General features: G+C 74.2%; 15 protein-coding genes. 10 read left to right on the top strand and 5 right to left on the bottom strand.

Features of this window, described 5'->3' with window-relative positions:
• Window positions 1-18: 18 nt before the first annotated feature.
• The 5 genes from ACFUJ1_RS18925 to ACFUJ1_RS18905 all read left to right on the top strand — a co-directional run bounded on the left by ACFUJ1_RS18925 (window position 19) and on the right by ACFUJ1_RS18905 (window position 7,434).
• Window positions 19-3,279: a carboxyl transferase domain-containing protein gene (locus ACFUJ1_RS18925; RefSeq protein WP_378647254.1), complete on the top strand. Its 3,261-nt coding sequence runs from the start codon at window positions 19-21 to the stop codon at window positions 3,277-3,279.
• A 204-nt stretch (window positions 3,280-3,483) separates the two neighbouring features.
• On the top strand, window positions 3,484-3,888 hold the full coding sequence (locus ACFUJ1_RS18920) for a YciI family protein (protein WP_378647306.1): 405 nt from the start codon (window positions 3,484-3,486) through the stop codon (window positions 3,886-3,888).
• Window positions 3,888-5,108 (top strand): RNA polymerase sigma factor, encoded by a 1,221-nt coding sequence (locus tag ACFUJ1_RS18915; protein WP_378647252.1) that lies wholly within the window; start codon window positions 3,888-3,890, stop codon window positions 5,106-5,108. The genes ACFUJ1_RS18920 and ACFUJ1_RS18915 overlap by 1 nt, the downstream gene beginning before the upstream one ends.
• Before the next feature lie 230 nt (window positions 5,109-5,338).
• Window positions 5,339-6,307: an AraC family transcriptional regulator gene (locus tag ACFUJ1_RS18910; protein WP_378647250.1), complete on the top strand. Its 969-nt coding sequence runs from the start codon at window positions 5,339-5,341 to the stop codon at window positions 6,305-6,307.
• Window positions 6,308-6,408: 101 nt separating this feature from the next.
• On the top strand, window positions 6,409-7,434 hold the full coding sequence (locus tag ACFUJ1_RS18905) for a PP2C family protein-serine/threonine phosphatase (protein WP_378647248.1): 1,026 nt from the start codon (window positions 6,409-6,411) through the stop codon (window positions 7,432-7,434).
• A gap of 116 nt (window positions 7,435-7,550) precedes the next feature.
• Here ACFUJ1_RS18905 and ACFUJ1_RS18900 read toward each other — a convergent pair whose 3' ends face one another.
• The 4 genes from ACFUJ1_RS18900 to ACFUJ1_RS18885 are packed head-to-tail and all read right to left on the bottom strand — an operon-like array spanning window position 7,551 to window position 10,242.
• Window positions 7,551-9,059, bottom strand: a complete 1,509-nt coding sequence (locus ACFUJ1_RS18900) for an FAD-dependent oxidoreductase (protein ID WP_378647246.1) — start codon at window positions 9,057-9,059, stop codon at window positions 7,551-7,553.
• Between the two features lie 43 nt (window positions 9,060-9,102).
• The gene (locus ACFUJ1_RS18895) at window positions 9,103-9,435 is read right to left on the bottom strand and encodes a hypothetical protein (protein WP_378647244.1); all 333 of its coding nucleotides are present in this window, start codon (window positions 9,433-9,435) and stop codon (window positions 9,103-9,105) included.
• A gap of 16 nt (window positions 9,436-9,451) precedes the next feature.
• Window positions 9,452-9,901 (bottom strand): hypothetical protein, encoded by a 450-nt coding sequence (locus tag ACFUJ1_RS18890; RefSeq protein ID WP_378647242.1) that lies wholly within the window; start codon window positions 9,899-9,901, stop codon window positions 9,452-9,454.
• 14 nt (window positions 9,902-9,915) lie between these two features.
• Complete coding sequence (locus ACFUJ1_RS18885) at window positions 9,916-10,242, bottom strand: hypothetical protein (protein ID WP_378647240.1); 327 nt, start codon at window positions 10,240-10,242, stop codon at window positions 9,916-9,918.
• 128 nt (window positions 10,243-10,370) lie between these two features.
• Here ACFUJ1_RS18885 and ACFUJ1_RS18880 point away from each other — a divergent pair, with 128 nt between their 5' ends.
• The gene (locus ACFUJ1_RS18880) at window positions 10,371-10,796 is read left to right on the top strand and encodes a ChaB family protein (protein ID WP_378647238.1); all 426 of its coding nucleotides are present in this window, start codon (window positions 10,371-10,373) and stop codon (window positions 10,794-10,796) included.
• 22 nt (window positions 10,797-10,818) lie between these two features.
• Here ACFUJ1_RS18880 and ACFUJ1_RS18875 read toward each other — a convergent pair whose 3' ends face one another.
• Entirely contained in the window at window positions 10,819-11,049 is a 231-nt protein-coding gene (locus tag ACFUJ1_RS18875; protein WP_378647236.1) for a DUF6480 family protein, read from the bottom strand.
• Window positions 11,050-11,290: 241 nt separating this feature from the next.
• Here ACFUJ1_RS18875 and ACFUJ1_RS18870 point away from each other — a divergent pair, with 241 nt between their 5' ends.
• The 4 genes from ACFUJ1_RS18870 (at window position 11,291) to ACFUJ1_RS18855 (ending at window position 13,734) form a co-directional block, all read left to right on the top strand.
• Window positions 11,291-11,599, top strand: coding sequence for an STAS domain-containing protein (locus ACFUJ1_RS18870; RefSeq protein ID WP_378647234.1), 309 nt, complete (start codon window positions 11,291-11,293; stop codon window positions 11,597-11,599).
• Window positions 11,600-11,638: 39 nt separating this feature from the next.
• Window positions 11,639-12,322: a PAS and ANTAR domain-containing protein gene (locus tag ACFUJ1_RS18865; RefSeq protein WP_378647232.1), complete on the top strand. Its 684-nt coding sequence runs from the start codon at window positions 11,639-11,641 to the stop codon at window positions 12,320-12,322.
• A gap of 193 nt (window positions 12,323-12,515) precedes the next feature.
• Entirely contained in the window at window positions 12,516-12,944 is a 429-nt protein-coding gene (locus ACFUJ1_RS18860) for an ATP-binding protein (RefSeq protein ID WP_378647230.1), read from the top strand.
• The gene (locus tag ACFUJ1_RS18855; RefSeq protein WP_378647228.1) at window positions 12,934-13,734 is read left to right on the top strand and encodes an RNA polymerase sigma factor SigF; all 801 of its coding nucleotides are present in this window, start codon (window positions 12,934-12,936) and stop codon (window positions 13,732-13,734) included. Before ACFUJ1_RS18860 ends, ACFUJ1_RS18855 begins: the two co-directional genes overlap by 11 nt.
• Window positions 13,735-14,196: the final 462 nt, after the last annotated feature.

Raw genomic sequence — 14,196 nt, 5'->3', positions numbered from 1 at the left:
CCGGGACACACTGTCCGCATGCGCGTGGTGGTGGCGAACAGGGGCGAAATCGCGGTCCGGATCCTGCGGACCGCGCGGGACCGGGGCTACGAGACCGTGCTGCTGCACACCGCGGCGGAGCGGGGCGGGCTGCCGGTGCGGCTGGCGGACCGTGCGGTCGAGCTGCCGGGGAGCGGGGCGGCCGGATACCTGGACATCGCTGCGGTGACCGCGGCCGCGGCCACCGCGGGGCCGGGAGCGCTGGTGCACCCCGGGTACGGATTCCTCAGTGAAAACGCCGAATTCGCGGCTTCCTGCGCGGCGGCGGGGCTGACCTTCGTCGGCCCCGCGCCCGCTGCGCTGCGCACCTTCGGGGCCAAGCCCGCGGCGCGTGCCGCCGCCGCCGCGGCCGGGGTTCCGGTGCTGCCCGCCACCGCGGCCGGTGCCGACGTGGACGAGGTCGCGCGGTTCCTCGCGGGGCACCCGGGCGGGGTGCTGCTCAAGGCGGTCGCCGGTGGTGGCGGGCGCGGGATCCGGGTGGTGCGCGCGGCCGGCGAGATCGCCGAGGCGTACGCGCGGTGCGCGGCCGAGGCGGCGGCGGGGTTCGGCGACGGCACGCTGTACGCGGAGGCGCTGCTGAGCGCGGTGCGGCACATCGAGGTGCAGGTGATCGGCGACGGAGCGCGGGCCGTCGCGCTGGGGGAGCGGGACTGTTCGGTGCAGCGGCAGCGGCAGAAGCTGGTCGAGATGGCGCCCGCCGTACTGCCCGACGGGCTGCGGGAGCGGCTGCACGCCGACGCGGTGCGGGTGGCGGCGGGGTGCAGGGGCGTGCTCACCGTCGAGTTCCTGGTGGCGGGGGCGGAGCACTACTTCCTCGAGGTGAATCCGCGGCTGCAGGTGGAGCACACCGTCACCGAGGAGGTGTTCGGGGTGGACCTGGTCGGGGTGCAGTTCGACCTGGCGCTCGGGGCGAAGCTGGACGAGCTGGAGTTGCCGGAGCGGGCGCGCGGGTTCGCGGTGCAGGCGCGGGTCAACGCGGAGCGGATCACCGCGGACGGGGCGGTGCTGCCCGGGCCCGGGGTGCTGGAGCAGTTCGCACCGCCGACCGGCGCCGGGGTCCGGGTGGATACCGCCGCCGGGCCGGGGCAGCGGGTCGAGGCCACGTTCGATCCGCTGCTCGCGAAGGTGATCGCGCGCGGGGCGACCGGGGACGCGGCGCTGCGGCGCTGCGCCGACGCGCTCGGCGAGACGGTCATCGCCGGGCCGGACACGAACCTCGCGCTGCTGCGCGCCGTCCTCGCCCGGCTCGCCGGGGTCGAGCCGGTGGACACCGGGTGGTTCGAGCGGAATCTCGCCGGGCTGCTCGCCGCAGCGGCGGAATTCGCGGAGCGCGAGCAATCGCGCCCGGCCGCGGCGTCCGGCAACGCCGGGACCTCCGGTGCGGTGGCCGCGATCAGCGGCGCCGCGTGCGACGGCAGTGCGGGCGGCTCGACCGTGCGCGGGGAAGGGCCGGACGCGCCGGGGCCGGTCCACGGGGACGACACCCCGACCCTCCGTTCCCCGATGGGCGGCACCGTCGTCTCCCTCCCCGCCCCGGGCGCCATCGTCCCGCCCGGCGGCGAACTCGCGGTGCTCGAGGCGATGAAGATGCAGCACGTCCTGCGCGCCGAGACCGCCGTGCGGATCACCGAGCTGCGCACCGCGCCGGGCGCGGTGGTCGACCGGGGAACCCCGCTGCTCACCTGGACCCCCGAGGCCACCGTCGACCACCACACCGAGACCGCCGAACTCGACCTCGACACCATTCGCCCCGACCTCGCCGAGGTCAGGGCCAGACAGCACCGCACCACCGACGCCGCCCGCCCGGACGCCGTCGCCAAGCGCCGCGGGCTGAACCGCCGCACCGCCCGCGAGAACATCGCCGACCTGGTCGACCCGGACAGCTTCGTCGAGTACGGCGCCCTCGCCGTAGCCGCCCAGCGCCTCCGCCGCAGCGCCGATGAGCTCATCGCGAACACCCCGGCCGACGGCCTGATCGCCGGCCTCGCCACCGTCAACGCCGACCGCTACGGCACCGAGCGCACCGCGGCGGTGGTGCTCTCCTACGACTACACCGTGCTCGCGGGCACCCAGGGCATGCGCAACCACGCCAAGACCGACCGCATGCTGCACCTGGCCGCCGAGCGGAACCTGCCGGTGGTCTTCTTCACCGAGGGCGGCGGCGGCAGGCCGGGCGACACCGACCACGGCGGCATCTCCGGCCTCGACGTCACCACCTTCCACGCCATGGGCGCGCTCTCCGGGAAGGTGCCGCTGGTCGGCATCGTCTCCGGCCGCTGCTTCGCGGGCAATGCCGCGCTGCTCGGCATGTGCGACGTGGTGATCGCGACCCCGGACGCCAATATCGGCATGGGCGGCCCGGCCATGATCGAGGGCGGCGGGCTCGGGGTGTTCACCCCGGACGAGATCGGGCCGGTCTCGGTGCAGCGCCGCAACGGGGTGGTGCACCTGGTCGCCACCGACGAGGCCGACGCGGTGCGGCTGGCGCGGCGCTACCTGGCCTACTTCCAGGGCGCCGACGCCGAGTGGACGGCGCCGGACCCGCGGCTCGCCAGGCACGTGGTACCGGAGAACCGGCTGCGCGCCTTCGACATCCGCGCGGCACTGGATTCGGTGGCCGATGTCGGCTCGGTGCTGGAGCTGCGCCGGGACTGGGCGCCCGGCGTGGTCACCGCGCTCGCCCGGTTCGACGGCGTTCCCTTCGGCGTGATCGCCAACGACTGCACGCACCTCGGCGGCGCCATCGACGCGCCGGAGGCGGACAAGCTCTCGACGTTCCTGCGGCTGTGCCAGGCGCACCGGCTGCCGATCGTCTCGTTCTGCGACACGCCCGGCTTCATGGTCGGGCCGGAGGCGGAGAAGCAGGCGACCGTCACCAGGTTCAGCAGGCTGTTCGTGGACGCCGCCGCGCTCACCGTCCCGTTCGGCACCGTCATCGTGCGCAAGGGGTACGGGCTGGGGGCGCAGGCGATGGCGGCGGGGTCGTTCCGCTCGCCGCGGTTCGTGATCGCCTGGCCGACCGGCGAGATCGGCGGCATGGGGCTGGAGGGCGCGGTCCGCCTCGGCTTCGCCAGGGAGCTGGCCGCGCTCGAGGATCCCGAGCAGCGCCGCCAGGCCTACGAGAACCTGGTCGCCGCCGCCTACGAGCACGGCAGGGCCCTCACCGCCGCCACGGTGCTCGAACTGGACGACGTCATCGACCCCGCCGACACCCGCCGCTGGATCCGCACCCTGCGCTGACCTCCGCCGGCGGCAGGACCGCGGCCGATACCCGGCACGGTGCCCCGGCCGCGGGTGCAGGCAAGGGCCGACACCCGGCCGCGGCTCCACACCGGGTGCGGAAAATTCTGCCAGGGTTGTCCGTGTGCGGGGATCGGCTCCGACGTCCCTGACGAGGCGGCACCACCGGGGCGCCGCACGATCGAGGAGAACGCCGTGAAGTACATGATCCTGAGCTACGCCTCGCAGCGCGACTACGACGAGATGGTCGGCAAGAGCGACGGCGCCGCGCCCGAGTGGTCACCGGAGGATTTCGCGAACATGGCCCAGTTCATGGGCGCCTTCAACGAGAAGCTGGCCGCATCCGGCGAGCTGGTGGAGACCCGCGGCCTGCTCGACCCGGCCCGCACCAGGCGGGTCGCGGCCGGGCCGAGCCCGGTGGTCACCGACGGCCCGTACGCGGAGACCGAGGAGGTGCTGGCCGGGTACTGGATCGTCGAGTGCGCGAGCTTCGACCGCGCCACCGCCATCGCCGCCGAGCTGAACGACTGCCCCGCGCCCGAGGCCGCACGGGCCCGCGCCTACGCCGACGTCAGGCCGATCGCGGAAGACCACGCCGACCTCGGCTGATGTCCGCTCCGGAACCGGTGGGTGACCTGCTGCGCCGGTGCGCGCCGCAGGTCCTCACCGCCCTGGTCCGCCGCTACGGCCACTTCGACGCCGCCGAGGACGCGGTGCAGGAGGCGCTGCTCGCCGCCGTCGTCGCCTGGCCGGAGTCCGGGGTGCCGGACGACCCGCGCGCCTGGCTCGTCACGGTCGCCGCGCGCAAGCTCATCGACGCCATGCGCAGCGACTCCGCCAGGGCGCGGCGCGAGGAGCTGCTCATCCTCCGGACCGCGGCCGGGCAGGAAACCCGCGACACCGACGACACCCTCGAGCTGCTCTTCCTCTGCTGCCACCCGGCGCTCACCCCGGCCGACCGGATCGCGCTCACCCTGCGCGCCGTCGGCGGCCTCGGCACCGCCGAGATCGCCCGCGCCTTCCTGGTCGCCGAGGCGACCATGGGCAAGCGCATCACCAGGGCCAAGCGGAAGATCGCCGGGATCGGCCTCGCCCCACTCGCCCCGGCCGAGCAGCCGGAGCGGCTCGCTGCGGTGCTGCACGTGCTCTACCTGATCTTCACCGAGGGGTACGCCGCCACCGCGGGTCCCGCGCTGCACCGCGCCGAGCTGAGCGCGGAGGCGATCCGGCTGGCCCGGCTGCTGCACCGCCTGCTGCCGGACGAGGCCGAGGTCACCGGGGTGCTCGCGCTCATGCTGCTCACCGACGCCAGGCGCGCCGCCCGCACCGGACCCGGCGGCGAGCCGGTGCCGATGGCCGAGCAGGACCGCACCCGCTGGGACGCCGCCGCCATCGCCGAGGGCACCGCGCTGATCACCGCCGCGCTGCCGACCGGCGTCCCCGGCCCCTACCAGCTGCAGGCCGCCATCGCGGCGCTGCACGACGAGGCCCCGAGCGACGCCGCCACCGACTGGCCGCAGATCGAGCTGCTCTACCGCGAGCTGCGCGCACGGGCCGACAATCCGGTCACCGCGCTGAACCACGCCGTCGCGCTCGCCATGGCGCGCGGCCCCGAGGCGGCGCTCCCGCTCGCCCTCGCCTGCGCGGCCGATCCGCGGTTGGTGAGCGATCATCGCCCGGACGCGGTATTGGGCCATCTCTACGAGCGGCTCGGCCGCCGCGCGGAGGCCCGCGCGGCCTTCCGCCGGGCGGCCGCGCTGGCCCGCACGCTGCCCCGTGAACGATACCTGCTGGCCCGGGCCGCGCGGCTGGCCGAATCGGGCGAATAGGACCCGAAACGGCGGAAAACCCGGGACCCGGTACCTATCGGCATCCGCTGCGGTTATGGCCTGTCACAGAGATGGCTCCGACGTCTATCGGGGCCCTTCCAGCCGTTGATACATTGCGCCAACCCATCGACCACACGGCATCATCGAGGACGCGACTTATGCTCGAACCGGTTAATTTCCGCGGCACCACCAGTGTGCAGGTGCTCATCCGGTTGGCCGAGGAACGCGGTATGCCCGCGACCGAGACCCTGGAAGGCACCGGCCTGCGCCCGCTCGCGGCGCTGGAAGCCGCGACGCCGGTCTCGGTCGCGCACGAACTGCGGATCGTCGCCAACGTCGTCTCCCGCTTCGGCCGCGAGCCGGGGCTCGGCATCGAGGCCGCGCGGCGGCGCCGGGTGCCGCTCTTCGGGCCGTGGGGGCTCGCCCTGCTCGGCAGCCGCTCGCTGCGCGAGATCGTCGCGGTGACCAGGTACCTGGACCGCACGGTCAGCTCCACCGCACTCAGCCTGGAGACCGACGAGCGCGAGGCGCGCATCGTCTTCGACCCGTCGATCACCTCGCCGGTGGTCCGCGCCTTCCTGGCCGAGCGCTACCTGGCCGGGGTGCCCGCGGTGAGCCGGGCGCTCTTCGACCACGTCATCCCGGTCCGCCGGGTGACCTTCCGGCACCCGGGCCCGCGCGACACCGTCCGCTACCGCCGCACCTTCGGCGTCGAGCCGGTCTTCGGGGCGGGCGCCGACTCGCTGGTCTTCGACCGCGCGCACCTGGACATGCCGCTGCCCCGCCCGCACGACTGGGCCCGCGGGCTCTGCGAGCAGCTCTGCCGCGAACTGCTGAACCGGCGCCGGGTGCGCACCGGCGTCGCGGGCACCGTCCGCGACCTGCTGATCCGCGACCCCGCGCGGCTGCCGGACCAGACCGCGGTGGCAGGCGCGCTCTTCATGAGCCCGCGCACCCTCTCGCGCAGGCTGAACGAGGAGGGCACCTCCTTCCGGGCGCTGCTCGACGAGGTTCGCGAGGTGGTCGCCGACGAGCTGCTCGCGCACACCCCGATGACCACCGAGCACCTCGCCACCCGGCTCGGCTACTCCGAGGCCGCCTCCTTCATCCGCGCCTTCCGGCGCTGGAAGGGCTGCCCGCCGCAGGAGTTCCGGGCCCGGCTGGAGCGGCCCTCGCCGCGGCTCGCCGTCGCGGGCTGATCCGCCCGGGTCACCCCGGCCGGGAAGTCGCCCTGCGCGGCACGGACCGGTTCCTGCCGTACTATCGCGAGCAACCGGCCGGGGAGACGAAGGAGGACGGTGTGGACCCTCGTCCACTGCCAGCTGAGGCAGCCGCGGATGTCGCGGGCACACCACCAGCCCCGCCCGCGCGCCGCAGGGTCGCGCTGCCGCCGGAGAACGCGCCTGCCGAGCCGGTGGAAGAGCTGGATTCCGACGGCAATCCGGTGCGCTCCGACGCCGACCGGTTCGCCGCCGACCTCGGCGCCGTCGCGGTGATCACCGACCGCGGCATCACGCACGCGCGCAACGACGACGCGGTCTCCGCCGCGGTTGTCGAGGATCCGGCCACCGGCCGCCCGCTCGCCACCGTGATCGTGGTGAGCGACGGCGTCTCCAGCTCCGACGACCCGCAGGCCGCCTCCGGCGCCGCGGTGCGGGCCGGGCTGGAGGCCACCGTCGCGGTGCTGGAGGCCGGTGGCTCGGCCGCCGAGGCGGTGCCCGCCGGGCTGGAGGCGGCCGCGGCCGCGGTGCGCGCGGTCGGCGTCGACGTGGAGAACGCACCCTCCTGCACCTTCGTCTCCGCGGTCGTGCACGCCGACGGGCCGGACGCGGTGCTGATCACCGTCGCCAATGTCGGTGACAGCCGGGCGTATTGGCTGCGCGCCGGGGTCGCGCCGAACAGTGCCGCGGTCGCCACCCAGCCGGAGCTCACCATCGTCACCGACGGCGGCGCCGCGCACGCGGTGCCCTCGCAGCGGCTCACCGTCGACGACTCCTGGGCGCAGGCCCTTGTCGACGCGGGCGCCATGGACGAGCAGGCCGCCATGCGCGATCCGCGCGCGCACACCCTGCTGCGCTGGCTCGGCGCCGACACCTCGCCGAAGCCGTGGGCCGACGACTGCGTCCGCACGCTCCGCACCCGCGGGCCCGGGGTGCTGCTGCTCTGCAGTGACGGGCTCTGGAACTACATCTCCGACCCGGAGGCGCTGGCCGCGCCCGCCACCGGCGCTGCCCCCGCCGACGCGGCCCGCGAACTCGTCGAGTTCGCGCTGCGCTGTGGCGGAAACGACAACATCACCGTAGCCCTGGCTCCGGTAGCAGGCTGAATCACGCTGCCGCGCTGCGCGTTGTGCGCCACGCCGCGCAGTGGTGCGGCCGCAGTGCGGTGTCGCCGCTTCGCGCGGTCCCCGACCGGCAGCGGTCAGGCGCGGGCGGGGAGTGGTCAGACGTGTTCGGCCGGGGCGGGGGCGGTGAGCGGGGTCAGGTCGCCGGTGGCGGGGCCTTCCAGCAGGGTTCCGTCGGCGGCGAAGCGGGAACCGTGCAGCGGGCAGTCCCAGGACTTCTCGGCGTCGTTCCAGCGCACGATCCCGTAGAGGTGCGGGCAGACCGCCGAGACCCGGTGCGTCGCACCGCCGGTGGTGCAGACCGCGGCGGGCCGCACGCCCCGGTGCTCGACCCGCCCCTCGCCCTCGGCGGCCGGCCGCTCCGAGCCGCCGCGCAGCGTGCGCAGCCACCCGGCGGTCAGCTGCGCCCCGACCTCGACGTTCGCCTTCGCCGCCGCGGGCAGCGCCTTGACCTCGTCGAGTCGCCAGCTGTCCAGCGCCGCGGCCCATTCCGGCACGCCACCGGAGATCCGGCCCGCGATCGCCAGCGCGGCGGCGACCCCGTTGGTCAGCCCCCACTTGGCGTAGCCGGTGCCGGTCAGGATGCGGTCATCGCCGGGGAGCAGCGGCCCGGCGTAGGGCAGCTCGCCGACCGGCAGGTAGTCCTGGGCCGACCAGGTGTGCAGCGGCACCGCGCCGGGGTACCAGCGCCCGGTCCAGTCGATCAGGTCGTCCACCGCGGCCTGCTCGGAGCCGCCCCGCCCGACCGGGTGGCCGTTGCCGCCGACCAGCAGCAGGTCGCCGCGCGCGCTCGGCGTGTACCGCAGCGAGCGGGTGGGGCTGCCCGCGCTCAGGAACATGTCCCTGGTGATCGGCCCGTCCACCCGGAAGGCTGCCAGGTAGGAGCGCTGCGCGGTGAGCCGGGCGAAGAAGCCGCCGCGGTCGAGGATCGGGATGCCGGTGGCCAGCACCACGGTGCCCGCCACCACCGAGCCGTGCTCGGTCTCGACCACCGTCTCGCCGTCCGCCCGGTGCACCCCGCGCACCCTGGTGTTCTCGAAGATCGGCGCGTCGGCCGCCGCCACGTCCGCCGCCAGCGCGGCGAGCAGCTCCATCGGGTCGAGCTGCACCTGCCCGGCCAGCCGGACGGCGGCGCGCGCCGGGAACGGGACGTCGGGGTCGTCGATCAGCTCGGTCGGCAGCCCCGCCGCCGTGGCGACGGCGTGCTCGGCGGTGACCATCTCCACCTCGGCGGCGGTCGGCGCGTAGGTGTGCGCGTCGCGGTGCTCGATCCCGACCCCGGCGCCCGCCGAGTACGCGGTGACCCAGTCCAGCGCCGCGGAATTGGCGGCGACGTACTGCCGCACCGTCTCCGGCGAGTGCTTGCGCGCGATCTGCTGCAGCCGGGTGCCCTGCAGCAGGCTCACCTTGCCGGTGGTGCCGCCCGTGGTGCCCGCGCCCACCCGGCCCGCCTCCAGCACCGCGACGCTCGCCCCGGCGCGGGCCAGCACCAGCGCGGTGACCAGGCCGGTGAGCCCGGCGCCGACCACCACCGTGTCGAAGCGCAGCCCGGGGGTCAACCGGAGCCGGGCGGGCGTGCGGGTTTCCTGCAACCACAAGGACGTCATGGACGCGACATAGCCGATGCGGCCGAATCCAACCGTCCGATTCCTACCGGGGAGCGAGGATCCCGCCGAGATCCGCGTCGCGGATGGGCGTCGCGGCATTCGCCTGCGCCCGGCACATGAGATCGATCGCCCCGATGGCGGCATCGACGGTCGTCGCCTCCGGCGCCGAACCGCGATCGTCCTCCAGGTACTTGGTGACGGTCGTCCGCTTGTCCTCGGTGGACTGCGCGATGTAGTCGTTGCAGGGCGTGTCCCCGCCGCGATTCACCGCCTCCTCCACCTGGTCGCAGCCGGCGCCGCCGAGCACCGCCGCCGTGACGACGAACGCGATGCCCGCGATCCGGGACAGCCGGTGCCGAGTACTGGTGTGCCGCATGGTGTCCTCGCGAGGGTCAGTTGCCGAAGCCGACCAGGCCCGATGCCAGGTCGGAGATGCCGAGCGCGTCGAGCGCCCGCTGCCGGACGTCGGGGCAGGTCTTGCCGGTGATGGTGTCCACCACCGAGCGGTCCCGCACCACGATGTCGTTGAGCCCGCCGTTGCGGGCCGCCCAGCCCTGCACGGTGGTGTTGTAGGAGAGCTTGGCGCCGGTGCCGCCCTGCGCCCACCCCTCGATCTCGGGGGCGAGCGAGTCGCAGAGGTCGCGTTCGGCGCTCGCGGTGATGGTGTCGGTGTCCGGCACCTCCGCGGTCGTGCCGTCGGCGGGCGGCGGGAAGGTGAGCGTGATGGAGCCGCCGCCGGGCGCGGTGGCCGGTACGGGGTCGATGTCGGGGCCGTCGCCGGAGCAGCCGGCGAGCAGCAGCGCACCGGCCGCCGCGAGCGAGCACAGGTGGAGCGAACGCATGGAGCGGCGTCCCGTCAGTGCCCGCCGGGATCGGTCAGGCTGCGCCCCTCCAGGGCCTTCACCCGCCGATGCTCCAGCACGACCAGGCCGACGCCGACGACGAGGCAGACACCGCAGGCGATGCCGGCGATGACCGCCCAGCCCTCGAAGCCGTAGCCCGCGGCGACCAGGGTCAGCCCGACCAGCACGATGCCGAGCCCGACCAGGATCATCCCCGGCCAGTTGCGCGTGTCCTCCAGCGCTTCGCCCGCGTGCTGCCGGGTGGTGCGCGAGCCGTCCGGGAAGCTGTGCCCGGAAACCGGAACTTCCCGCCTCTCGCCGGGTGTGTTCGGGGCGCTCATATCGAGGTCCTTTCTGCCACGTCGAATGGGGGCTCTCCGGTCATACCCGGCGGCATCGCGGTCAATCGTCGGGGCCGGGCCGCCGCACTCCCGGTTAACCGCGCGGGGGAGCGGGGTACCCGCCGAACATGCCGAAGACGAACGCCAAGGGCGAGGTGAAGAAGTCGGAGTTGCCCAGCACCGTGCGGCGCTCCCCGGCGAAGGCGCAGCGCACCTTCGCGGAGGCGCACGACTCCGCGCTGGAGACCTACGACGGTGACGAATCGCGCGCGTACCGGGTCGGGTACGGCGCGCTGAAGCACAGCTACGAGAAGGTGGGTGACCACTGGGAGGCCAAGGAGCAGCGCGGCCCGTCGGACGAGCGCGCCGAGCGCGGCGGGCTGAACGCCGGCGGCGAGACCGCCGAGGGCGTGAACGCCAACGCCACCAAGAAGCACCTGCTTGAGGTGGCGGGGCGGCTGGAGATCACCGGCCGCTGGCGGATGCGCAAGGACGAGCTGGTCGAGGCCATCCAGCGGGCGAACCGGCGGGCCACCGCGGCGGCGCGGAAGTAGCGTCGCCGCGGAGCGGGACGGTCTAGAACTGCAGGACCACCGTGGTCACCGCGGCGATCAGGAACACCGCGACCAGCAGCACCCCCGCGATAATGGCGACGATGCCGGTGATCGGGAAGTGGTGCCTGGTCGCCGGCTCGGCGGCGGAGAGCCCCGAGGTCTGCGGGGTATCCGGCGGGGTGTCGCCCGGCTGCACCCCGCCGCCGGGCTCCAGGCCGGGGACGAGGGCCGGATCGGGATCCATCGAGGCCATGAGTGCTCCTGTTCGGGGTTGCCGGGATTACCGGTATTGCGCGCGGCTACCCGCCGCCCGCGCGCCGAATCCGGCGGGTAACGAGCGGCTACGTTCCCCGGACACGGGCGCGGCGCCCGTGCGATGCTGAGCCCCTTGGTTGAGATCACAGCCGTGACCACCGCTCCCCACCGGGAGGTCGCTCATGTCCGCAGTAGGTGTTCCGCCCCGTCGGCGACGCTGGGAGCCTCGGGTACACCGGATGGCCGACTGCGTGGTGGTGCGGGTCGAGGGCGAACTCGACGCCGCCGGATACCCCGAGTTCAGCTCGGTGCTGGAGCGCGCGGTGCGCACGGGCGGCCGCTGCGTCGTCGTCGACCTGCGGCCGACCCGGTTCCTCAGCATTCGCGCGGCGACCATGCTCGGCTCGGTCAAGCAACGCACCTCGGGCAGCGGCTCCGAGCTGCGGCTGGTGGCGGGCCAAGCCGACGTGGAGCGGGCGCTCGAGGTCACCGGCGTGCGGCCGCTGTTCCGCTCCTACCCCTCGATGCGGGACGCGCTCGCGGGCTGAACCGCGCCGGTCTGCGGCGGTAGCGCCGATAATTGTCCGGTGACGGAAGGCAGGCCGGTACCGCCCGCGGAGGCGGCGGCGGTGGATCGGGTGATCGGCGGGGGAGCGCGGCAGCACGTCGGCAGCTTCCGGTTCTGGTTCGCGACCCAGGCGTGGGAGTGGTCCGACGAGGTCGCGGTGATGCACGGCTATCCGCCCGGCACCCCGGCGCCGGACACCGAGCGGCTGCTCGCGCACAAGCACCCGGACGACCGCGAACAGGTCGCCGACCGGCTGGCCAGGTCCATCGCGCACGGCGAGCCGTTCTGCAGCAGCCACCGGATCGTCGACACCGGGGGTGAGGTGCACCACGTCATCGTGGTGGCCGACCGGGTCACCGGCGACGGCGGCGCGGTGCTCGGCACCGCGGGCTACTACGTCGACGTCACCGGCACCCTCGCCGTGCACCGCCGCGAGACGCTGGACGAGCAGCTGCCCGAGCTCTACGCCGCCCGCGCGGTGATCGAGCAGGCCAAGGGCGCGCTCATGCTGGTCTACGGGGTGAGCCCGGAGCAGGCGTTCCGGGTGCTGAGCTGGCGCTCCCAGGAGACCAACGTCAAGCTGCGCACGCTGGCGACCCGGCTGATCGCCGACTTCGGCACGCTCTCCCCGTTCTCCGCGGGCGCGCGCAGCCGCTTCGACCACCTGCTGCTCACCGCGCACGAGCGCGTCGAGGAGGAGTGACCGACGGTTTCGCGGTGGTGGCACCGGGTAAGCGATCGGTGATCACCGGGTGGCGAGGTGCGGGCGGTGTGCGGCCCGCAGCGCCACCCGGTTCCCCTATACGTGTACGTGGACCGATGCCGGAGCGGGATGCCGGGTGCGGTCGGGTAGCGTGGCCGCTCGGTCGGCCTCGAGAACAAGGTGGTGGTGGGCAATGGGGGAAAAGACTCCCCGATCCTCGACGGATACGACGACGATCGGGGTGCGCGTCCCGGCATCGCTCGAGCAGCTGACCATGCTGCGCGCGCTCGCCGAGACGGTGGCCCTCATCGCTGATTTCGCCATCGACGAGGTCACCGACATCCGGCTCGCGCTGGACGAGGTGGCGACCTCGCTGATCATGGACGCCGTTCCCGGCTCCGACCTGGACTGCGAGTTCAGCTACGAGACGGGCCGGATGTTCGTCCGGGTGCGGGCCACCGCGGCCGCCGAGGGCGGCATCGGCGAGTCCGGCTTCGGCTGGCATATCGTGCGCACCCTCACTGAATCCATCTCGTCGGCGCAGGCGCCGTTCGACAGCGCGAGCTCCGGCTACCCGACCGAGGTCGACTTCACCTGGGTCCGCAGCGCCGATGGCGGCTGAGCCGGGCTCCGGCCGGAGATCCGGCGGCGGCTACGAGAACACCGAGCCGCTCTTCGAAGAGATCGCCGCGCTCGGCCCCGAGGCGGAGCCGCGCCGCCAGGCGCTGCGCGCGCAGCTCATCGCGACCTGCCTGCCGCTCGCCGAGCACATCGCGCGCAAGTTCTCCGGCCGCGGCGAGAACTTCGACGACCTGCTGCAGGTGGCGCGGCTCGGGCTGGTCCAGGCGGTGGACCGCTACGACGTGAGCCGCGGCTCGTCCTTCCTGTCCTTCGCGGTGCCGACCGTCATGGGCGAGGTGCGCAGGCACTTCCGGGACAACACCTGGTCGGTACGGGTGCCGCGGCGCACCAAGGAGATCCAGCTGAGCATCGGCGGCACCGTCGAGGGGCTCTCGCAGAAACTCGGGCGGATGCCGCGGGCACGGGAGATCGCCGACGAGCTCGGGGTCGACGTCGTCGAGGTGACGCAGGCGTTGATCGCGAGCAATGCGTACCAGTCCCAGTCGCTGGATGCCGTCGCGGCCGAAGGGGATTCGGACAACGCGCCGCTGCCGCTCCTGGCCAGGCTCGGCGCCGAGGAGCCCTCGTACCACCTGATCGAGGACTTCATGGCGGTGCGGCCGCTGATCGAGAAGCTGCCGGAGCGCGAGCGCACGGTGCTGGTCATGCGGTTCTTCGAGAACCGGACGCAGTCGCAGATCGCCGAGCACCTCGGGGTCTCGCAGATGCACATCTCGCGGATTCTCGCCAAGACGCTCGCCGGGTTGCGGGACGAGGTTTTCAAGGACTGAGTCCGCGTCCCGCGGCGGCTACACCGGGTTCGGTGGGGCGGGGGCCGGTGCCGGGCCGGGGACCGGGGGGAGTGGGCTCGGGATCGGGGCGGGGCCGGGTGGTGCGGGAGCCGGGATCGGATCGGGGGCGGGAATCGGGTCCGGCGCGGGGATCGGCGGGACCGGCGCGGGGTCGGGGACCGGGTCGGGTGCGGGAGCGGGCGGGACGGGGTCGCGCCCCGGCCCCGGCGGAGCGGGATCGGGTGCGGGGCCGGGCGGTATCGGGTCGGACCCGGTGGGGCCCTGCGGGAACGAGCTCACGGCGACGTCCTCCTCACTGACCGGGCGCGGGGCCCGGACTCGATGCACCCCGACGGGCTACCCGGTCCGGGGCGACCGAATCGCCCACCGCCGCGCATCGCCGGTTTGCTCCCCGATCGGCTCGGGTACCGGGACTGAGTGGGGCGAGCGGTCCCCGCGCCC

The organism is Nocardia sp. NPDC057227, assembly GCF_042669725.1.
Classification (GTDB): domain Bacteria; phylum Actinomycetota; class Actinomycetes; order Mycobacteriales; family Mycobacteriaceae; genus Nocardia; species Nocardia asteroides_A.
Note: the sequence above shows the minus strand (reverse complement) of the source record. Positions and strands in the feature narration are given on the sequence as shown.